The following is a 22,658-nucleotide window of genomic DNA, read 5'->3' on the forward strand; positions in this document are numbered from 1 at the left end:
AGTAAAATCCAATATTCTTTAGATGCTTTTTCTAAACTCTTCCATAAACAGTTTTACGGCCTTTTTCTGGTAACCGCCAATCGTGAGCATAAACGAATCTCTTTTGGTCGGAACTCCCGTAATCTGAATCGATTTGAGGTTATCCCAGCCTTTTAAGGCTTTTTCTGCCACTATCGTCGCCCAGTCACTGTTCTCTACCATTTGCAGCAAAGCGTGAATGGAATTTAACTCTATGGCGATTTTAGGTTTCATGTTGTGCTTTAGAAACAGTCCTTCTACAAATTCCCTGGAATTGGAACCTTTTCCGGGTAAAATAAGCTGAATTTCTTCTATTTTCTTAAAGGCAATTTTATCTAAAACCGCCAAAGGATGCGATTTTGACACCGCCATGACCATGTGGGAAGTAAACAAAGGCACTTTCTGGATCGGAAGCTCAATTTCGTGTGACGAAATTACCAGCACCAAATCCAATTCGTTGTTCATTAGTTTTTGTTCCAGGGCTTCTGTTGTACCATACTCGACTACAATTTTGAGGTTTTGATATCTTTTTGCAAAGGAATTGATCACCGGCAAAATCAAAAGTCCGAAAATATAGGTTACGCCTACCCGAAGTTCGCCCCCTATCATTTCGTTTAAATCGTCGATGGCCTGCTTTCCGTTTTGTACATTTTCGATGACCTGTTTGGCATGAATCAGAAAAACAGAGCCGGCTTCGGTAAGCTGTACTTTTTTTCCGATCCTGATAAACAAAGGCATTCCGAGTTCTTCTTCGAGCTTTTTGATCTGTTGTGACAATCCGGATTGCGTAACAAAACACAGCTCGGCGGCTTTTGTAAAATGAAGTACCTCAGCCGTCTTAATAAAATACTGTAGTTGATAGATTTCCATATCGATTAGTTTTACTACTTATTATCAGTAAAATTATTAATTTTTCTAATGAAATCATAATCCCGAACTTTGTAAAAAAATAGCAAGGGTTATGTTTCAGGCGTTAAAATCAAAAAACTTCAAATTATTCTTTTACGGTCAGTCGGTTTCGGTTATTGGGACCTCGATGCAGAAAACTGCGGTCAGCTGGATGGTCTACAGCATCACCGGATCTGTTTTCTTACTGGGGCTTGCTACTTTTCTGAGTATGATTCCCTCCTTATTTTTGGCGCCTTTGGCCGGAAGTATTATTGGCCGTTACGACAGACACCGCTGTATGATGATTTTACAGTCTTTGGCAATGCTTCAGGCGGGTGCACTGGCTTTGCTTATTTATCTGAAAGTATACAACATCAACTTTATTCTCGCACTCAGTCTTATTCAGGGTATTATCAATGCGTTTGACATGACCTGCCGACAAACCATGATGATTGATATCGTCAATGACAAAGAAGATTTACCCAATGCCGTAGCGCTTAATTCAACGCTAAACAACTTCGCCCGAATTGCAGGTCCTGCCCTCGCCGGAATTATTCTGCACCAGTATGGTGAAGACATTTGTTTTATTGGAAATTTTATTAGTTATATTCCGGTTTTGATTTCATTGCTACTGATGAAAATCACACCGCATATCAAAGCAGAGCATAAACTTAAAATGCTGGACGATCTGATAGAAGGCCTTGATTATGTTAAAAAAGAAACCGAAATGGCCCGAATGCTGCTGATGTTAATGTGCAGTAGTTTATTTGTTATTTCTTTCAATACCCTTATGCCTGTTTTTGCCAAAGATATCTTTAGCGGAAATGCCCAGACTTTTAGCTGGTTCGAAAGTGCCGCAGGGATTGGTTCTGTGCTCTCCGCAATTTACCTTGCCAACCTGAAATCGTCCAAAAACATGAATAAAATAATGATTGCTTCGAGTTTATTACTGGGCTTCAGCATTATTATACTGGCGGTTTCTAACAGTCTGACCATTGCGCTTATTTGCATGACGCTGAGCGGTCTCGGAATGATGGGACAAACTTCATCGATCAATATTTATATTCAGACGCAAAGTGCTATCAATATGCGATCCAGAAGTATTAGTTACTACCTCATGGCGTATCAGGGCATGATTCCTGTGGGAAGCTTGATTATTGGGTATCTTTCTCACTCCCTTGGTGTACGAACTACGGTTGCAATTCAGGGTATCATCTGTATTATTTCGGTTATTGTTTATGTGTATTATAAAAATCACAAGGCTGTTGAAGAGGATTTAGAAACTTGCCCCGTACCTTATAAGGATTGATAAATTCCAATTCTTGTAGCTATCTAAATAAATTCCAAATTCCAATTGTTCACAATCTTGTCATTTCGACGTAAGGAGAAATCACACTAGATGATCGACAAAGATTTGCGATTATAGGTATGGAGTTACTTGTGTGATTTCTCCCTTGGGTCGAAATGACAAACAATGCGAATTAAATGAACTTACATCACTTATATGGTAAAAAAATTACAGTGAAATTTCCCCGCGTAAAGAAGTTTCAAAAACGGTTTTGAAGTTTTTCGCTTCTATTTGATGACCTAACAAATACATCAGTTTTGTAATGGCCGCTTCGGTTGTGATGTCTTTACCTGAAATTACCCCTAATTCTTTGAGGGCCGTACTGGTTTCGTATTGTCCCATATTCACGCTTCCGCCGGAACATTGCGTAACATTTACGATGTGCAGACCGGATTGAATTGCTTTCTGAATCAGGTTTAAAAACCATTCTTCGGTCGGGGCATTTCCGGAACCATAGGTTTCCAGAACAATTCCTTTTAGGTTTGGCGTTGAGAGAATCGAACCCAAAACAATTTCACTCATTCCGGGAAACATTTTTACAATGGCTACATGATTGTCCAGATTCTTATGTACAATCAATTTTGCGTCGGTGTTTACAGGAAGGAATAAATGGGAGTTTAATTTAAGATGAACACCCGATTCTACCAATTCAGGATAATTGGGTGCTGTAAAAGCCCTGAAATGTTCTGCATTTACCTTAGAAGTGCGGTTTCCGCGGTATAATTTGTATTCAAAATACAAACAAACTTCATGGATTACCGGTTTATTATTTTCCTGCAAGGAAGCAATCTGAATGGCTGTAATCAGGTTTTCTTTAGCGTCGGTACGCAAATCCCCTATTGGCAGTTGCGATCCTGTAAAGATTACAGGTTTAGTTAAATTCTCGAGCATAAAGCTCAGTGCTGAAGCAGAATAAGACATGGTATCCGAACCGTGCAACACTACAAAACCGTCAAAAGCGATATAATTTTCCTCGATAATTGTGGCCATTTTGGCCCACATTTCAGGATTCATGTTCGAAGAATCGATTGGGTTTTCAAATGAAACCGTTTCGATTTCGCAATCCAGTTGTTTTAACTCGGGAATTTTTTGCAATAATTTACTAAAATTGAAGGCTTTGAGCGCTCCTGTCTCAAAATCCTTGCTCATACCGATTGTTCCTCCGGTATAAATTAAAAGTATTTTAGCCTTAAATGACATCCTGATATTTTAATTTATTGACAACCGGATTCGCATACATGGATAAAAATCCTTGTCTGGTCACGGGATTATCACTTCCGATTCGCATTTCTAAACGACGCTCAAAAAGCGACTTTTCGTTTTCTTTGTACAGATGTGCAAATTTATTGGTTCCGTTTAAGATATCGTAGGCGATAAAATTAGTCGGCCATAATTGGTAATTTTTCAGAATAGAATCATCAATTACCTGCGCCAAAGCCTGAATTTGTTTGTTGGCATTGTCATTTTCTGCTACAATCTGATCAATTTCCGTGTTTAGAACATCACCGACAGAAATATGTATTCTCTTCTTAGTTCCCATAATACCACTTAAAATGGTCATGAAATCTTCGTTTTTTTCTTTGATATAAACTTCGTTGTTCGCTTCTGCCATTAATTGCGGCATTTTCAGCACATCTGTAGGGTCGTACTCGTATGAAATAGAAACCGGAACGATTTTTATTTTCCTGAAATAATCCATCAGATTGGCTTCATCAGAACCCATTCCGATCATTTTCAGCACGCCGGGATTTGTTTCGTCATTTCCGTCTTTGGTGCGGCCTTCTCTTTGGGCAATCCAAACCGAACGATTTTCACGAAGCAATAGCTGCCCCATATATTCTGCTAATAATTTAGAACTATGCAGCATTTCCCTTGGTGTTAAACCTCTCAAAACCAAAAAGTTTCTATTCAGTTTTGCCAAGGTGCTTAAGAATGCTTTTTTAACCAGATTATCTCCAATTGCAGATGCTGTCATTACCAGGCCATGTTCGAATAAACAAACATTTAGCAGGGTAGTATCTAATAAAATATCACGGTGATTGGATACGAATAAGTAAGAAGTGTTTTTTTCCAGTTTATCAAAACCTGAAGTGGTAAGTCCTTCAGAGCTTCTCTCCAGCACTTTTTGAATGGTATGATAAATAAAATTACATTGAAAATCACGAATCGAATGTGTTTTCTTAAGCTGATCTTTCCAAGCATCATCTTCTAATTCCGGAAAAGTAAAATTCATCATGGCCTTCATCATCGGATGATTGACAACATCATGAAGTGCTTCATTTATTTCTGAATCATAAAACGGTCGAATGGCATCAAATCTCTGCATTACATTTCTATTTTAGTGGGGCAAAAGAACAAAAAAAAAATTAAAGTATTGTAAGTTGTGGGTTAAATACCAAAAACGTCTTGTGAGTTCTGGGTGGTAATCGCTGCTATTTCCTCTTCGGAAACATCATAAATATCGGCTAGTTTTGCTACTACATTTACGATATAACTGCTTTCATTTCGCTTTCCGCGATACGGAATTGGAGCTAAATAGGGCGAATCGGTTTCGAGAACAATATTTTTTAAATCGATCTGGTTTAGGAACTGATCTATTTTTCCGTTTTTAAAAGTCGCCACACCACCGATTCCGAGTTTCATATTATAGGATATGGCCTGTAAAGCCTGTTCGTGTGTTCCGGTAAAACAATGGAAAATTCCAAACAAGTCTTCTGATTTTTCTTCTTCCAGAATTTCGAAAATCTCATCGAAAGCTTCACGGCAATGAATTACGATGGGCAGTTTATACTGTTTCGCTAACTGAATTTGTTTTCGGAAAGCAAATTGCTGCTCTGTCAGATGTGTTTTATCCCAATACAGATCAATTCCGATTTCACCAACGGCATAAAATTTCCTTTTGGACAATTCGGTTTCAACATGTTGCAACTCGTCCAGGTAATTGTCTTTCACGTAAGTGGGATGCAGACCCATCATCAAAAATACATTCTCAGGATATTTTTTTTCGAGATCATACATAGACTGCGTTGCGGCAGCATCAATTGCGGGAATAAAAAAACGGGTTACTCCTGCATTTAGGGCTCTCCGGATCATTTCATCGCGGTCCTGATCAAATTCTTCTGAGTATAAATGGGTGTGTGTATCGGTAATAATGGTTGTTGCGCTCAATGGGACTGATTTTTAAGAAGCCAAAATTACGACAATATTAAAAACTTTCCAATTGGAATGGTGAGAGCGGGAAATGGGTACGCGGATGATACGGATTCACTTTGTGAAAACGCGGATTTGCACGGATTTTTCCTGGTTTATCAATCGTTGGGTTTCTTTCGGAAATCCTTTCTTGTCGGGAATACAAAAAAATCATTTCCCGCTTTCAATAAACAATAATGCTCTATCCAGAACTTCATCTTTTCCTTCCTGAATTCCTTTGATTGTTGGTTTTACTTCAATATCCGGAACAATTCCGATTCTCTGTGTTTCTCTTCTGTCGGGATAATAAACACCAATACCTGTGTATCTGGTATGAAATTCCTTAAAGTCAAGCTCTATTACATTTCCATCAGCACCAGCGGTCTGACTTCCAATAATGGTGGTATTTCCAGCAGTTTGAAAACACATGGCTGTCCATTCTGCCTGGCTTAGTGATTCTTCGTTGAGCAATACGATGACTTTTCCTTTGTAATTATCTTTGTTTTCGGAGCCGCACATTGTTCCTTCTGTCCATTTAAATCTTCCCGGATAGCTAAAATCCGGATGGGTGTAAATGGCAAATTTTTCTTCGTGAGCGTTTAAGAACTTAGCGATATCATCATATGTTCCGTTTGGATAATTTCTCATGTCAAAAACAATCGCTTTGGTAGGCTTTAATGCTGTAATCATATCGGGTACGTTTTGAGGTTTGAGAATCCCCATATCAACATATCCTATATTATTCTCCAGAACTTTAAATTTTTCCTTTTTTTTCTTGGATCCTTTTTTAAATTCATTTCTGTGAGAATCATGATAATTAAACCAACTCATTGTCTTTGTGGTGTATGTACCATCTTTTAAAAACTCAACATTTACCTGATCTGAATAGCCATTTAAAATTTTTCTAACAACCTTATCTAAAAGCACTGGCTCATTGGAAGCTGCAAATAAATCGCTGTATTCTGAAATAAGTGCTGCAATGGTTTTGTCGTTTACTTTCGTTATCACATCTCCTACCTTAATATCCTGCGCCTGAGCGAGACTGTCTGCAAAAATTTGAGTAACCACCATTTTGTGATCCATTATTTTGCAGTTGGCCGGAAAATACCTTCTGTTATCATTAAATTTATTATACTTATATATTGCAAAATCAACATGACTATCATCAAGCTTAGCCGATAATTTTCGCATTGCTCTATAAAATTCATCCTCATCTTTAGCTTCAAGAGCTAATGGAAGTGTTTTTGCTAAACTCACCTCCCATTTCTCGTCCATTATATATTTATACGGGAAAAAATATTCTACTAAATTCCAATACATAAACAGCCAAACCATTCTTGAATTTTTATTATCGAATTTAAGATTGAAATAATCTCCGATTTTTAAAGGATTATAGCCCGGTCCGATTTCCTCATCGGTCTGAAATCTGTTGTCTTCTATAAATTTCAATTTCTTCGAAAGCTTCTTTGAAAACAGTTTATTTGTACTGATCCAGGATAAATCAAAATTTTTATCAAAATATTCAATGTCTTTTGGCTGCGGAATTGGTGCAATTTTCGGGACTTCGCCTAAAGAATCAATCCAATTAATAAGTACTAATGAAAATTCTTCTTTGGTTTTTGCCTGCTCAATTTTTGGCAACACTTCAAGAAGCTGATTGTCCCAGTTAAAATCACCTTTGGCTACTTTTGGATGATAGTATTTTAAAAACCCCCATACTTTGCAGGTGGCGGTAAGTTTTTCTGTTTCGGTGATTGTGGTATTGGCCAATAAGGTGTGAGAAAATACGAGAAGTACTAACAGGGTAATTTTTTTCATTTAAGATGGTTTGTTTTTTGGTGAGCCGAATATAAATATTAAAATTTAAAACCGCTGATTTTTACCACAAAAAAGCGAGGAATCCCTTTAAAGAAATTCCTCGCTTTCGAAATGAAAAACCATATATTGACCCGTTTATTCTAAATCTTTTAATAATAGCTGTACTTCTACATTATCTTCATAATCCTGCGGAATGGTAAGCAGAATTTTTTTGCAGCCGGCATAATCTTTTTGTTTCAATTTGCATAAAGCAAGATTCCACGTGGCTTTATCTTTGTATACTGATGTTCCTGCTCTTAGCGCTTCAAAAATAGCTTCCGCTTTTTTATACTGGTTTTCTTCCAGTAAAGAAATGCCATAAAAAAGCTGAATTTCAGGTGTTTTTGATTCCTTAAGGATTTTCTCGAAAAGCGGAATTGCAGCTTTATAGTTGTGCGTGTTAAAAGCAGTTTCCGCTTGTTTTAAAGTGGTGTTTGCATTTCCTCTTTCGGTAAAATAAGCCTGTTCGTGCTTACTGAAATCTTCATAAACCGGATTTTTGCTATAATTAAAAAAGAACAATCCAATCAAAATCACTACAGAAGCTGCAACCGCATAATTCCACGGTTTTAAGGCAATTACTTTTGATTTGTCTTTATGGAAATGTTTGTCCGAGATCTTCATCAGATTTTCTTTGAACGCTTCTCTTTCTGCTGCTATTCCGAATTTATTTTCCAATTGCTGTTGTGCGGTTCTGAAAGCGGCAAACTCCGCAGCAAATTGCAGATCATCGGCTATTTGTTTTTCAAAATTCGCTTTTTCATCAATAGTCAGTTCGCCCTCCAGGTATTGATCGAATAATATATAGCGTTCTTCGTTCATGACTAATTATTTTTTAGAGATTTAAAGTTTTTGGTTTCCTGAATCCACTGCGTCAACTGGCCAATGCATAACGATTTCTTTTTACGGACATATCCATAGGTTACATTGAGCTTTTCGGCTACTTCTTCCATCGATTTAATTTCAAAACTCAGCTTTAATAACTCCTGACATTTGTCTCCTAATTTTTGGAACATGGTGTCAAAAAGCTGTTGTTTTTCATTAAATTCTTCGGTTTGCTCTACCAATTCATGAGCAGATTCACTTATAGATCCCGCATCTTCATTAATTGTTACCCCTTTATTGGCTGTTTTTTTCAATTCATTCAGCCACTTCCTTTTGCACAACAGGAAAAAATAAGCATCAAACGGACAGGTCAGTTCGAGTGTATTGGCTTTGGCCTGATTGAACAGCAGTATCAGTACTTCCTGAACAACATCCTGCGCCTGATCCTGATTACCGGAATTGTTCCTGATATAGTAAACAACTTTCGGAACAAACTTTTTATAGATCTCCTGAATTATAATCGAATTATTGGCAGCAAGTCCTTCGATATATTTTTGGTCGGAATGAATTTTAGTTTTGGCCATAAAACAGCTTTTTAAAAAGCTAATGTAAAAAGAATCTGAAAATAATTTCAAAAACAAGGGTAACAATTCTAAAATCAGATGGATATAACGAAACAGGAATCTTTTAAAACAATTCAAAAAATTAAGAGAAATGGAAAGTTATCCCCTTATAAACGAAAAAAATCTGGATCGTTTTCACAAAATGCTTTTGGCAAAAAAACGAAACGGTTTTGTCATTATCGAACATAATGAAAAATTGCCGTATGCGGTTTTATCCAAAGAGAAAAAAGAAATCAATCATCCCTTTCATTTATTTCTTACGGTGATCACATTGGGTCTCTGGTCGATCGTCTGGATTTATTTGATCGTATCGCTTTCACGAAAGAAAGAAATCCTGGTCGCATTGGATGAAGATGGAAATGTTTTTGAAGAAAAGTGCCTTTCGAAATAAAATGCAAAAAAAAGTAAAAAAGAAGGGTAACAAAATTTCAATGCAATTGATCTGCTGTTATAAACCTGAAATAAATTAAAAACAGGGGGTAACAATTTCCCCGCATTAAACATCTATTATTAAATAACTATTAAAACTGAATATCATGAAAACAAATTTTAAAACAATTGGACTTTTATTATTCGCTATAACGACATTAGTAAGCTGTGACAACAGCGACGGCGACAACAACAATTCAATCCTGCCTCCTACTGCTGCAGCATTTAAAGGAATCACCGAAAAAGGAATCAAAAGAAATACACAAAACTTTACCGTAACAGCCGGAAACGGGGTGGTAAGCTTTACTTCTGCAAAAGGAGTTAAAGTAAACATCAACGGAGACTGTTTAACTAAAAACGGGGTTGCTGTAACCGGAGCCGTAAATATCGAATATATCGAGCTTTTTGACAAAGGAAATATGCTCGTTACCAACAAACCTACCATGGGGCTTACAGCAGACGGAAAGAAAAACCTATTGATTTCCGGTGGTGAATTTTTCATCAAAGCTACTCAGGGCGGTGTTGAACTTCAGACTTCCTGTTATATGAACATGTTGGTTCCTGCAACTTTAACAGATGGTGTAGACAATGCCATGACTTTATGGACAGGCGCGATCAATGAAGCCGGAGAACTGGCCTGGAGAGAAGCCAAAGGCGATGCAGATGGCGGTAACGGAAAAGGAGGTGTACAAGGCGAAGGAAACAATTACTATGTCACTTTTGGAAATTTTGGATGGACGAATGTGGACCGTTTTTACAGCGATCCAAGACCAAAAACAACTATTCTCGTAGACGTTCCGGAAGGTTTCGACAACAACAACAGTGCGGTTTATTTGTCTTATGATGGTGAAGGTACAAACGCACTGGCTAAATTGGATACTTATACAGCAGCAGGATTATTTAGCGAACACTACGGACAAATACCAATTGGACTGGCTTGCCACGTGATTTTTGCAACCGAAGATAATGGTCAATGGCGTTACGCAATCAAAGGGGTGACAGTGGCTGCCGGAGACATTTATACTTTCACACTTGCCGAAACAACAGTCGGCACAGAAGCTCAACTGATAGCGGCAGTTAATGCTATTCAGTAACTTACAAAATACTTTTTAAGAAAAAGTGGTGATTTGCTCATCACTTTTTTTTACATTTAATCCAGTTTTCAAAATAATTCTGATGATTTTCAGAAGCTAATCCTGCTATCCGTTCCAATCTTTTATGCCTCCCGATAGCTATAGGGGCCGGCAAAAAAGGATTTCCACTATTAGCAGGGCTAAAAAAGTATCTAGTTATGAAACCACTATCATCTATTTTCTTTCTTCTATTTTCTATAATCTCTTTCTCACAAACCAAAGTAAAAGACACCATAACCCGAAGGGCCCATATTGTTTTTATCCAAAACGGAAATGCCGTTACCTATAAACCCGAGACGCCACCGCTAATTCCGATTGCGGGGGCACCAAAACCAAGTTATTCATATTTATGGGAACTGGGAGACGGCCATTACAGTAAAGAAGCGGAGCCGAAACATGTCTATAAAACTAAAGGAAATTATACCACACGACTTGCCGTAACCAACAATTACGACAACGGCAAACCTCCGGCTACACGGCCGAAAAAGGTCGCTGTAAATGAGATCACCGATACAAATTATAAAGACATCGCATCGATAGCCGACCAAAACGGATTTGCGATCCTAAAAAACTGTGACCCGATTCCGGATCAGGAAATGCTAGTTGTAGTGAGTTATCAAAATCTGGAAAATTATGTCTCCAGCGGTAAACTGTATTTGTTTTATAATGAGAAGCAATTCAAAAGCAATAATTTCGAACTGATTGATTTCAGAACGTATGCCAATGAAAGAGAAGTAAAAGAAAATCCGGTCGCTGCCGTTGACGATCTGGACGATACTAAATCGTATCTGGCTGCTGCCGAAAATACTTTCAAAATCAAAAAATACAGGAATACCACTACCGAGGAAGATCTCGATGCTTCATTAGCAGACGCCAACAAAACGTATCATAATGTGTCTGTCCTGGAATTTGATGATGCTAATCCCGGGGAAACCCGTAACCTTTTTTACACTTTCAAAACAACACCCGAAATGATCAAGGATACCAGCGCAACAGTGACAATGCGCGGAATTTTTGTCCCAAACCGAAGTTATAAAAACCACAAAATAAAAAACCTCGAAATGGAAATTGTAACTTCCCATGATCCCAACAAAATGGGTTCTAACGGAAGTTTTATGAATTACCGATTCGTACGTTTTAAAAGGGTAAATTTCAAAACCCGTTTCCAAAACAATGGTGAAGGACCGGCAAGAATGATTCGTCTTGAAACGGATATCCCCGACATGTTCGACAAGAAAACATTTCAGGTCGAAGACCTGTACCCAAAATGTCCGATTTGCCCAAAAGATGAAGAACCAACCGTAAGCTGTCTGGATACCATCATTAAAAAAAATCAGATCTTTTTTACGTTTAAAAACATCTATTTACCGGGAAGCGAGCAAAAAAATGTACACGAAAAAGACAGTACAAAAGGGTTCGTAAAATATTCCATGAAGTTTATCGAGGATTTCCATAAAGTAAAAACCCGAAGCCGGACTGCCATCATTTTCGACAAAAACGAACCTATCATTACCAATTATGCTACGACCCGATTTTTACCGGGAATCTCCATCGGGGCAAAAGCAGGTTACAATTTATATCCGGATTTAGAAAATTCGACCAGTTATTTTGTGGGCGCGACGATTTCACCATTTAAATCGTATCGCTTTTACTGGCAGGCAGAATGGCTAAATAGTGTCAATAAATACGATAGTGCCACTAACGTAATTGATGAAGTGGTTGTAAATCCGAATGGCGTAAAACAACGGCAACGTACTACGACAAGTACGGAAAATAAAAGTGTGAATTGGGAGGTACCGGTGCTGATTCGGTACAATATCAATAATTACATCGGAGTTGGTGCCGGTTTGCAGGCCAATTTCAATGTTTCTCAGGAGCAAAATCAAACTATAAAAATTGAATCTTTTGAAGGTGATTCAGAAAAATTTATAATCAACACCAAAACTGCTTCTAATGCGGTCAAAAGTTCCTTTGCAGATTTTAAAACCGGATTGTTATTCGATCTGACGGTTGGTGCGGCGAGAATCGGTCCGAGTCTGGGGGTGCGATATGTGATTAATTTCGAACAGAATTTCAATTATTTTCAGTTTTACGGAATCTGGAAATTTTGATGTTTTTCACCCTATAAGTTATGTAAGTACAGTTAAGTTTTTCGTTTTATAAATTTCAAACGAATTATAATCTGAAGTTATTTAACTTTCATGGTTTATTTGGTGAGCCAAACAAAGCAACTTTTATATGAACTTACATCACTTATATGGTTTACTCCTGCTTTTTGTGAATCTGAATGTTTTCGGACAGCATCAGGAAGATCAAATATATCACGCGATTGATGTTTTTGTTGCGAATCCTTCGGCGAAAGCCCTGCAAAACTTAACGAATACAGAAGCGGGATTTTGGAAAAACCAAAAGCCCAAAACCAATGAGGCTTTACTGGCTCTTGTGGTTTTAAATTGCAATAAAGCCTATTATGAAAATCAATATGGGCAGTTGGAAAAAGCGATTAAAAGCTACGAAAAAGCCTGGCTGTTGTGCCAAAAACATCATTTTAAAGGCTACGATATTATCGAATACTGCCTGAAACCTTTAGGCAATTTATATACGCTTCTGGGCGATTATGACAATGCTGAAAATACCATCAAACAATATTATTTTATTGCCGATCAGGAGAAAAATGAACCTCAGAAAGTAGCGGCAATTCTTAATTTATCGAATGTGTATCAAAACACAGGAAATCTTTATAAGGCAATTGATTTACTGGAAAAAACAATTCAGACCGAAAAATTAACGTCTACTCAAAAAGGTATTTTATTAAACAATTTAGGCGCCGATTACTTCCTGACGACAAAAAGTTTTTCAATGAAAACTACTGCTATTGAAAAAGCCGAAAGTGCTTTTCTCAAAGCCGTTTTACTTTTAAAAAACGATAAATCGCAAGCGGAGACTTTATCTAATTCGTATCGAAATTTAGCCAAATTAAAAATAGAACAAAATGATCTGGCCAAAGCTTCGGACTATTTTGAGAAAGCCAAAACAGCGTTCCATCAAACTTCCGGTCAGGAACCCCGCAAAAAAGCACAATTGTATTATGAAGCTGCTTTTCTTGCTTTCAGACAGGGAAACATAAAAGAGGCCAACCAAAATATTATTAGTGTTTTTAAAACACTCCTTCCGGATTATACGGATTTCAAAAGTATACTGCCCAATCAGAATTCACTTTATGCAGAAACGGTTTTGTTGGATGCTTTAGATTTGCAGGCAGCGTTATACCTGACGAAAAACCAACCCAAAAATGCGTTGAAAAGTTTTGCTCTTTCGTTTTATATCGAAGAATTGTTTCAGTCCCTTCTGGTGTATGAAAATTCTAAAATCGTGACGCAAATCAGGAATCGAAACCGAACCGAAAAGTGTCTTTCGATTTATTATTCCCTTTACGAAAAAGAGAAAAAGATCCATTATATCGAAAGTGCCTTTTTACTTTCGGAACAAACCAAATCGGTGGTTTTAAAAAGCCGTCTTCATGAAAACACGAATTTGTCCAGAGAAGAAAAGCTCATTTTGCAACAGCTTCAAAATTGGAATACTGTTATTCTAAAAGAACAGCAAAAACTGGAACGGGCCAATATTCCTAAAATCAATGAAGCCATAAAAAAACAAAATGAACTCATGCTGCTTCTTAAAAAAAATAAAAGTGAAGATATCAATGAAACCAATACTACTTTTGACCTGCAAAAATTATATGTCAAATTAGCGCAAGACAATGCCGTACTAACAGAGTACTTTGCAGGTTCCGACGGCATTTATAATTTTACGGTTGAAAACAAAACCATAAAGCTTTACTATATTTCCCTTGAAGGCACCGGTTTTACCAGCCTGATGGAATTTATCCGTTTTTTTAATGACCCGAATGCGATTAATGATAATCCACAAAATTACAATCGTCTTGGGAGCCGCATTTATAAAAACCTAAAAATTCCTTCCTCCGCAAAGCACAAAAACCTCATCATTATTCCGGATGGCATTTTGAGTTTTCTGCCTTTTGAAGCTTTAATCACAAAAGAATCCACTACGACTAATTTTGCTAAAATGCATTATCTGGTCAATGATTTTAATGTGGCGTATAACAATTCAGCTTCCTTTTATGTGAATTCAGTTCCGTTTCCTAAAACTAAAAAAACGGTTCTGGGAATTTTTCCGATTTTCGAAAATACCGATTTTGCCCTGACTTTTTCTAAGAATGAACTACAGTCTATAAAGAAGAATTTCGATGGTCAGTTTTTCGAAAACAAGGCGGCTACTTTTTCTAATTTTAAACAGAATGCGCTGCATTATTCGATTTTACATCTGAGTACACACGCTTCTTCCGGTGATCTGGAAACTCCGGCAAGCATTAAATTCTACGATCAGGAAATCCTGTATTCTGAATTGTACAATCTCCATATAAAACCGGATCTGGTTGTTTTGAGTGCCTGTGAAACCGGAATAGGAAAATTATACAAAGCCGAAGGTGCCATGAGTGTTGCAAGAGGTTTTCAGTTTGCGGGCGCGCAGCATTTATTATTTTCATTATGGAAAGTAAACGATTTCACGACTTCTGTTTTTATGGATGACTTTTATACCAACCTAAAAAAAGATCACTCTTATTTTGAAGCAAATGCCCGGGCTAAACGTGATTTCCTACAGGACCCGAATATTCCCAATGCCAAGAAATCACCTTATTACTGGAGTGCTTTTGTCTATTACGGCAGTATTGCCCCGGCTGAAAAATCTTCTCATTATATCGTATATATCATTAGTATTTTGATTCTAATTGGTTTATTTTTGATTTTCAATCCTTATCAGAAATGGAAGATCTTCATAAAGTCCTTAAAAAAGTAAAATACCGAAAAGTAAAATTTAAGATTACCAAAACCCAGCATTTATTAATTAAGGCAAAGATCAATGGTGTTTCCGGAAATTTCATTTTAGATACCGGCGCTTCCAATACCTGTATTGGTTTTGAAAGTATTGAATATTTTGAATTATCCGCCAAAAAATCTAAAACCAAAGCTTCCGGTGCTGGCGCAACGGGCATGGAAACGCAGATTTCTTCACACAATCATTTACAGCTAGGAAGCTGGAAAAATACCGATTTCAATTTAGTCATTTTTGATCTTTCCCATGTCAATGAGGCTTTAAAGTCCTACAAGGCAAAAGCAGTACACGGTATTATCGGTGCTGATGTTTTGCTTGAGGGAAAAGCCATTATTGATTATTACAATCATTATGTTTATCTGCAATAAAAAAGATTTATTCCTTACTTTGTGTATTGGGAGCTGCATGCTTTTTTAATGACAAATAAGCCACTACAGTACTCAGCAGCATCAAAATCCCTCCTAAAATAAAAGGTGATCCGGCAAATTTAAAAGGAGCTTCGTCATGGGTAAAAAAGTAAAAGGTGTTTGCCATCATTGGCGGACCAATAATCGCAGACGCACTCATTAAACTCGTTAAGGTTCCCTGAATTTCTCCCTGCTCACTGGGCGATACTTTACTGGCTACAACAGATTGTAATGCGGGTCCGGCAATTCCGCCAAGGCAATACGGAATTAAAAATACAAACATCATCCAGCTTTCTGTTGCAAAGGCAAACAGCAACATTCCGATAGTATACAAGGCCAATCCGATATAAATACTTTTTTCGTTTCCTAATTTTGGATTGATCCAGCGAACCAGGCCTCCCTGTACAACTCCCACCAATAAACCAATTATTCCTAAGGAGATTCCGATCATTCGTTCGTCCCAGTTAAACTGATAAATGGTAAAGAAGCTCCAATTGCTTTGTACCGCATGTGATCCAACGTACAATAGGAATATCGCCGAAATTAATCCGATCAGTGTTGGGTGCTTTTTCAGACCGAGAATAGCGCCAACAGGATTTGCCCTTTTCCAATTGAAAGGCCTGCGGTTTTCTTTTTTCAGGGATTCGGGTAAAATGAAAAATCCATATAAGAAATTGACCATACACAAAACTGCTGCTGCATAAAAAGGAACTCTTGAGCCATATTGTCCTAACAGTCCGCCAATAACCGGGCCGATGATAAATCCTAATCCAAAAGCTGCCCCAATCAGACCAAAGTTTTTGGCCCTGTTTTCGGGCGTACTGACATCAGCAATATAAGCTGATGCTGTTGTTATACTCGCTCCGGTCACTCCTGCAATAATCCTTCCTATAAATAACCATAAGATGGTTGGCGCAAAAGCCAGCAAAAGATAGTCTAATGAAAATCCGAAAAGTGAAATTAGGATAATGGGCCTTCTCCCGTATTTATCACTCAGGTTACCAATTACAGGTGCAAACACAAATTGGGTTATTGCGTAAGCAAAAGTCAGCCATCCTCCTATTTTTGCCGCTTCGCTGATATCGCCATGAATTAATTCTTCTATTAATTTTGGAATTACGGGTATAATAATCCCCCATCCGGTAATATCAATTAACATGGTTATGAAAATAAAACCAATCGCCGCAGACTTATCTTTTTGTAGCATAAATTTTATAGTAAGGTGATACAAATAAACATCTTTTTTAATTAACAATAAAAAAAATCCCAAATTCCAATTAAGGAATTTGGGATTTTTTGTGTTTGAGATTCCAATTGGAATTTGGGATTTATTCCCGAAGCCTCGGGATTGGAATTTTATTTTTCTAATATGTATGTTTCGGATTAAAACCGTCTTCGCTTAATTCTTTGTGCTCATAATCGGCCACCATTTCAGCTTCGTAATCGATTTTTTCTCCTTTAGATAATCTGCGGATGATTCCTTCCATGATCTGGTAGATTACAGGAACCACAATCAGGGTCAGGAATAACGAAGAAATCAATCCTCCGATAATTACCCAGGCCAAACCGTTTTTCCATTCAGCTCCAGCTCCGGATGCTAATGCAATTGGGAACATACCGAATACCATCGCAATTGTTGTCATTAAGATCGGACGCAAACGAGCGTGATTTGCCTGAATCAAGGCTGTTCTGATTGATTCTCCGGCAGCTCTTCGCTGATTGGTATAATCGACAAGCATGATCGCATTCTTACACACCAGACCAATCAACATGATAATACCTAAAATGGTAAAAATATTCAAGGAGTTATTCGTCAGGGCTAATGCTAATAAAGCACCGATAAACGATAATGGAATTGCAAACAATACCACAAACGGGTGAACGAAACTGTCGTACAAACTCACCATTACCAGGTATACCAAAATAATAGCGGCTAATAAAGCGATTCCTAAAGTACCAAATCCTTCCGATTGGTTCTCCTGGTCACCTCCCCAGATGTAGTTTACTCCGGCCGGTTTTTTCAGTTTATCTAATTTTGCCTGCCATTGTGTTACAATTGTTCCGGATGGAACCCCAACGTTCTGTCCTTTTACCGTTACCGAAGCAGATTTATCTCTTCGCTCTAACTGGCTAGGCCCTGAACCTTCTGTAATATCAGCAAACTGCGATAATTTAATTTGTTGTCCTGAAGCATTGATGAAAATCAAACTACTCACATCCGTAATACTTTTTCTGTCGAAGGCATTGTATCGGATGTTGATATCGTACTCGTATTCCCCGGCTCTGTATTTACCATCTGTATTTCCGCTAAATGCAGTCTGCATGGTTAAACCAACGGTTTGAAGTGTTAATCCTAAAGCGGCCATTTTATCACGGTCTACCTTAACATTTACCTCCGGATTTCCGTCTTCAACAGTTAATTTAATCTCTGTTGTTCCGGGAATCGTGCGCAGTTCAGCTTCTGCTAATTTAGCAAATGCCATAGCACTTTCTGTTGAAGGTCCTGTTACAATTAATCCTAAGGTAGCATCTTCAGCAGTTCCTAAGATACCTACAGGAACTGTTTTCACTTTTGCTCCAACCAATACTTTTTCAAGCTTACGTTTTATTTTTGCCGCATAGACATTGGCATCATCTGTACGGTCTTTTTGTTCGATCATTTTTACGTCAATCTCTGCTTTGTAAGCAGTAGCCTGCGATGCTCCAAAACCTTCACTGGTTTGTCCTACCGTTGTAATCTGACTGTGAACATATTCCTGAGATTTTAAATAGGCTTCTGCTTTTTGCGTCATGAAGTTGGTTTGTTCTAACGAAGCATCTTTCGGCATTTCGATCTGAACTAAAAATTCCCCACTATCAGAAGAAGCGAAAAATTCTCCACCAATAAAGCCTCCCAATCCGAAGATTGATCCAAAGAACAAGATTAGTACCAAAACAATTGTTTTGCCATAATTGTCCAGACACCAGGTTAACAATTCAGAAATCCAGTTGGTGAAACGTGTTAGATAGCTTTCGAAACCAAGAATAATTCTTCCGAATAAATTTTTTCCTTCAATGTGTTCCAATTTACCATAACGGGATGATAACCATGGAATAATAGTAAATGAAGCTAAAAGTGATAATAAAGTTGAAATAATTACCGTAACACAAAATTGTGTAATAATATTAGAAACTAAACCGGAACTCATTGCAATAGGCAGGAACACTACCACAATTACCAATGTAATCGAAGTTACCGTTCCTCCAATTTCGGCGGTTCCGTCATAGGATGCACGAATCCTGCTTTTACCCATCTCCATATGTCGGTAAATATTCTCGAGGACCACAATCGCATCATCGACCAGAATACCGACGACCAGAGACAATCCTAATAAACTCATTAAGTTCAGGGTGTATCCCATTAAATAAATACCAATAAAAGTAGCAATCAAAGATGCCGGAATAGAAACCATTACAATCAGCGAGTTTCTAATACTGTGCAGGAAGAACAACATTACAAGCGCCACCAGCACTACCGCGATCAATAAATCGTGAACTACAGAATCTGCAGCCTCAAGCGTAAAGATGGTACTGTCTTTTGCAACTTCTAATTTCAGCTTGTTTTTTTCATAATCTTTTTCAAGAATTGCAATTGTTTTCAGCAACTGCTCACTTACCGCCACCGCATTGGCATCAGATTGTTTTACGATTTGCAAAACAATAGCACTTTTTTGATCTACACGTGATATTTTCTCAGCAATTTTCTGAGTATCCTGAACATCTGCAATATCACTTAAACGAACCTGAATTCCGTTTTGAGACGAAACTACTAAGTTTCTTAATTCTGTAACATTTTTATATTTACCCGCTAAACGAATTAATATTTTCTGATCACGGGTCTGGATGTTTCCGGTTGGGAAATCCAGATTGGAAGTCAGAATAGTTTGTTGTACCTGCGGAACAGATAATCCGTAACCCTGCATTTTTACAGCGTCAAGGTTCACCTGAATTTCACGTTCCGATCCACCAATAATATTTACCTGAGCCACACCCTGCACACGGGATAAAATAGGTGCAATTTTTTTGTCAATTAAGTCATAAAAAGCTGCTTCGTCCATTTTTCCGTTGGCACCAAGCGTCATAATTGGTAAATCACTCAGCGAGAATTTAGTCAGCGCCGGCGTTTTTACATCATCGGGCAAATCGGAGATAATGGCATTTATTTTACGCTGTGCATCATTCAGGGAGAAATCGACCTTTGCATTTGAGGTCAGTGTAATCGAAACAATAGACAAACTTTCGTACGACTTCGAGTCAATTTTTTTAACGTTCTCTAAGGACGCAATCGCATCTTCAATTTTTTTGGTTACCGTGTTTTCTACCTCACTCGGAGAAGCTCCGGGATAAACAGTAGAAATTGTAATAACGTTTTGTTCAAATTTAGGGATCAGCTCATAACCTAACTGGCTGTAACTGAACAATCCACCAAGAATCAGAATCGTAAACAATACGATTACTAACGACGGACGTTTTATGGATATTTCGGCTAATTTCATATATTTTGCTTTAGGCTGTAGGCTTTAGGCAATAAGCTTAATGCTTATGGCGTATTGCTTAATGCTTTAAATTATTTAATAATTTCTACTGTATTACCGTCTTGTAAGTTAATCTGACCTGTAACAATTACAGTTTCTCCGTCAGTTAATCCATTGATGATTTCTACCTGATCTCCTAAAATTCTTCCGGCAGTTACTTTTCTTAATTTTGCAATCCCTTTTTCAACTACAAAGATTTCGTTACTGCTCACACTTCCTACGAAAGCATTACGCGGTACAACCATCAGATTTTGTTTTTGTTGTTTTGAACCAAAATTTGCTGTTCCGTACATACCCGCTTTCAAATCATTATCTGAGTTGTTTGCGATTTCAATTTCAACAGGAAAGTTTAAGCTTTCGTCTGCTTTTGCAGCAATAAAAGTAATTTTTCCGGAAAAAGCTTTATCAGGATATACACTTGCTGTAATGTTTACTGTGTTTCCTAATTTTAAACTGGCCACCTGGCTTTCGTTTACAGTAACTTTCAATTTTAATTTAGAAACATTTACAATATCAAACAATGCTGTTGCCGGCATTCCTGCTAAAATAGATCCCGGTTCAATATATTTTTTATTGATAAATCCGTTTATTGGTGCTTTTACTTTAGTATCACCCACATTAATATTGGCTTGTGTCAGGCTGGACTGTGCATTTGTCAGGGCTAATTTTGCCTGATCCAATTGTTGTTTTGTAACTCCGCCTGTTTTGAAAGCATTTTCATATCTGGCGTAATCCGATTTTGCATTTTGATAAACGGCTTGTGCCTGTTGTGCACTTACGTTGATTACATCACCTCTAACAGTCAATAAAGTCTGACCTACTCTTACATAATCTCCTTCTTTAGCCAAAACACTGATTACTTTTCCGGATTTTTCAGCAGAGAAAGTCAATTCCTGAATGGGTTCAAAGCTTCCGTTTGCAACGAAACTCAATGAAACTTCTTCTGTTTTTACGGGTGCTACTTTTACGGAGACTGCTGCGTTTTTCTCGGCAACAATATCTGTTTTCGCCTTATTTTCCTTCTTATTATTATTTAAGACATATCCAATTACACCTAATGCTGCAATTATGATTACGATAGTTATAATAGTTTTCTTCATTTTGTTTCTAGTTATTTAAAAGAGTTTTTAGTTGGCCTTTTGATTTGATTAATGCTACCTCGGCAATTTTATAATTCAGTACTGCTCTGGTATAATTGTTTTGTGCTTCAAGTGATGCATTTTCAGAATCTAATAAATCTGTTAGTGATGCCAGTCCCTGAAGATAATTGTTTTTGGTATTGTCTAAAATTTCTTTAGCCAGTCGCATGTTTTCTTTTTGATTCTCGATCGTTACAAGATTATCGTCAATCTGAGCTATGGCATTTCTGTAATCTAAATCAAGAGAAAGTTTCGTGTCTTTCATATCTTCCTGAAGGGATCTGATTTGAACATCTGCCTGTCTTACTTTGGCACGGGTTCCGAAACCGGTGAAAATCGGCACATGTAAGTTTAACCCGATTGCAGAGTAATCTGACCAGTAAACCCCGTCTTTTGGTTTTGCAAACCAAGGAAATTCAGGACCCTGACCAATATAATTGTAGCCTGCTGTCAATGAAAGTGTCGGGTAATATCCTGCCTCAACAGCTTTCTTGTTAAATACTAAAAGCTCTTCCTGTTTTTTCAAAAGCAGGAATTCTGTTCTGTTTTCAACATTCGGCTGTTCTGTTAAAGCTGCAGGAACAACTTCAAATTCTTTTTTTGGCATATCGATTTGAGTTTCAATAGGCATTCCCATATAAAACTTCAACGCATTTTCCTGTAAGGTAATCTGATTTTTAATCTGCTGGCGTTCCGTGTCAATATTTGACATCTTAACCACAATACGGTCCAGGTCAATTTTTTTAGCCAGACCATTATCAAACTGACCTTTTACGATATCACGGACTTTAGTTGTGTTGACGTAATTGCTGTCTAATAATGTCAGTCTTTCTTTTTGTACAAATACAGAATAGTAGTTGTTTGCCACTCTTTCAATAACCTGTTCTTCTGTTAATTGATTGTTGATCTGATAAAACTCACGTGTCGATTTTGCTGCTTTTAAACCTGTAAAAACAGACTGATCAAAGATGGCCTGAGTTAAAGAAACACCCGCAGTTGAAGTCCATTTTTGACCAAATGCTGCCTGAATTGTTGTTCCCGGTGCACCAAAACCTGCTCCGTCAATCACTGTTGTCTGAATAACCGGATTGTAGGTTAAGTTTCCGTTTGCAGAAATTTGAGGTAATGCTCTTGAGCGTACTTCCTGAATTTTATACTCGCTGTTTTCAACCTCTAATTTCGATTTCTTAGCATCGGCTTTGTTCTGAAGCGCGTAGGTAAGAGCATCTTTTAAGGTTAGTGTTTTAACTTGTGCACTGACACTTAAGCCAATAGAACACAAAAATATAAGAATTATTCTTTTCATAGATTGAT

General features: G+C 37.5%; 17 protein-coding genes. 6 read left to right on the forward strand and 11 right to left on the reverse strand.

Annotated elements, in window-relative coordinates; translation table 11 throughout:
• Positions 1-18 precede the first annotated feature (18 nt).
• Positions 19-888: a LysR substrate-binding domain-containing protein gene (locus tag HAV12_RS22555; RefSeq protein ID WP_171571556.1), complete on the reverse strand. Its 870-nt coding sequence runs from the start codon at positions 886-888 to the stop codon at positions 19-21.
• A gap of 91 nt (positions 889-979) precedes the next feature.
• Here HAV12_RS22555 and HAV12_RS22560 point away from each other — a divergent pair, with 91 nt between their 5' ends.
• Positions 980-2,215: an MFS transporter gene (locus HAV12_RS22560; RefSeq protein ID WP_171571557.1), complete on the forward strand. Its 1,236-nt coding sequence runs from the start codon at positions 980-982 to the stop codon at positions 2,213-2,215.
• Between the two features lie 207 nt (positions 2,216-2,422).
• Here the strand turns inward: HAV12_RS22560 and HAV12_RS22565 are convergent, their stop codons facing one another.
• The 6 genes from HAV12_RS22565 to HAV12_RS22590 form a co-directional block, all read right to left on the reverse strand.
• Positions 2,423-3,454: an asparaginase gene (locus HAV12_RS22565; RefSeq protein WP_171571558.1), complete on the reverse strand. Its 1,032-nt coding sequence runs from the start codon at positions 3,452-3,454 to the stop codon at positions 2,423-2,425.
• Entirely contained in the window at positions 3,444-4,580 is a 1,137-nt protein-coding gene (locus HAV12_RS22570; RefSeq protein WP_132032370.1) for a 1-acyl-sn-glycerol-3-phosphate acyltransferase, read from the reverse strand. The genes HAV12_RS22565 and HAV12_RS22570 overlap by 11 nt, the downstream gene beginning before the upstream one ends.
• 62 nt (positions 4,581-4,642) lie before the next feature.
• Positions 4,643-5,422 carry a TatD family hydrolase gene (locus HAV12_RS22575; RefSeq protein WP_171571559.1) on the reverse strand — a complete coding sequence of 260 codons (780 nt, stop codon included), beginning with the start codon at positions 5,420-5,422 and terminating at the stop codon, positions 4,643-4,645.
• A gap of 192 nt (positions 5,423-5,614) precedes the next feature.
• Positions 5,615-7,261, reverse strand: a complete 1,647-nt coding sequence (locus tag HAV12_RS22580; protein WP_171571560.1) for a S41 family peptidase — start codon at positions 7,259-7,261, stop codon at positions 5,615-5,617.
• A 135-nt stretch (positions 7,262-7,396) separates the two neighbouring features.
• Positions 7,397-8,122 carry a tetratricopeptide repeat protein gene (locus HAV12_RS22585; protein ID WP_171571561.1) on the reverse strand — a complete coding sequence of 242 codons (726 nt, stop codon included), beginning with the start codon at positions 8,120-8,122 and terminating at the stop codon, positions 7,397-7,399.
• A gap of 2 nt (positions 8,123-8,124) precedes the next feature.
• Positions 8,125-8,709, reverse strand: a complete 585-nt coding sequence (locus HAV12_RS22590) for an RNA polymerase sigma factor (protein ID WP_171571562.1) — start codon at positions 8,707-8,709, stop codon at positions 8,125-8,127.
• A 130-nt stretch (positions 8,710-8,839) separates the two neighbouring features.
• On the opposite strand from HAV12_RS22590, the gene HAV12_RS22595 reads away from it, so the two are divergent.
• The 5 genes from HAV12_RS22595 to HAV12_RS22615 all read left to right on the forward strand — a co-directional run bounded on the left by HAV12_RS22595 (position 8,840) and on the right by HAV12_RS22615 (position 15,592).
• Positions 8,840-9,139, forward strand: coding sequence for a DUF4234 domain-containing protein (locus tag HAV12_RS22595; protein ID WP_132032378.1), 300 nt, complete (start codon positions 8,840-8,842; stop codon positions 9,137-9,139).
• Between the two features lie 145 nt (positions 9,140-9,284).
• A complete protein-coding gene (locus tag HAV12_RS22600) occupies positions 9,285-10,271 on the forward strand; it encodes a hypothetical protein (RefSeq protein ID WP_171571563.1) in 987 nt (328 codons plus the stop codon).
• Positions 10,272-10,468: 197 nt separating this feature from the next.
• Entirely contained in the window at positions 10,469-12,421 is a 1,953-nt protein-coding gene (locus tag HAV12_RS22605; RefSeq protein WP_171571564.1) for a PKD domain-containing protein, read from the forward strand.
• A gap of 127 nt (positions 12,422-12,548) precedes the next feature.
• Positions 12,549-15,188: a CHAT domain-containing protein gene (locus HAV12_RS22610; RefSeq protein ID WP_171571565.1), complete on the forward strand. Its 2,640-nt coding sequence runs from the start codon at positions 12,549-12,551 to the stop codon at positions 15,186-15,188.
• Positions 15,155-15,592, forward strand: a complete 438-nt coding sequence (locus HAV12_RS22615) for a retropepsin-like aspartic protease (protein WP_171571566.1) — start codon at positions 15,155-15,157, stop codon at positions 15,590-15,592. The genes HAV12_RS22610 and HAV12_RS22615 overlap by 34 nt, the downstream gene beginning before the upstream one ends.
• Before the next feature lie 7 nt (positions 15,593-15,599).
• Here the strand turns inward: HAV12_RS22615 and HAV12_RS22620 are convergent, their stop codons facing one another.
• From HAV12_RS22620 to HAV12_RS22635, 4 genes are all read right to left on the reverse strand, one after another.
• On the reverse strand, positions 15,600-16,838 hold the full coding sequence (locus HAV12_RS22620) for a TCR/Tet family MFS transporter (RefSeq protein WP_171571567.1): 1,239 nt from the start codon (positions 16,836-16,838) through the stop codon (positions 15,600-15,602).
• 157 nt (positions 16,839-16,995) lie between these two features.
• A complete protein-coding gene (locus tag HAV12_RS22625; protein ID WP_171571568.1) occupies positions 16,996-20,166 on the reverse strand; it encodes an efflux RND transporter permease subunit in 3,171 nt (1,056 codons plus the stop codon).
• A gap of 71 nt (positions 20,167-20,237) precedes the next feature.
• Positions 20,238-21,305: an efflux RND transporter periplasmic adaptor subunit gene (locus HAV12_RS22630; RefSeq protein WP_171571569.1), complete on the reverse strand. Its 1,068-nt coding sequence runs from the start codon at positions 21,303-21,305 to the stop codon at positions 20,238-20,240.
• Between the two features lie 7 nt (positions 21,306-21,312).
• On the reverse strand, positions 21,313-22,650 hold the full coding sequence (locus HAV12_RS22635; protein WP_171571570.1) for a TolC family protein: 1,338 nt from the start codon (positions 22,648-22,650) through the stop codon (positions 21,313-21,315).
• Between the last annotated feature and the right edge of the window lie 8 nt (positions 22,651-22,658).

This window comes from Flavobacterium sp. CLA17, assembly GCF_013112255.2.
Classification (GTDB): Bacteria; Bacteroidota; Bacteroidia; order Flavobacteriales; family Flavobacteriaceae; genus Flavobacterium; species Flavobacterium circumlabens.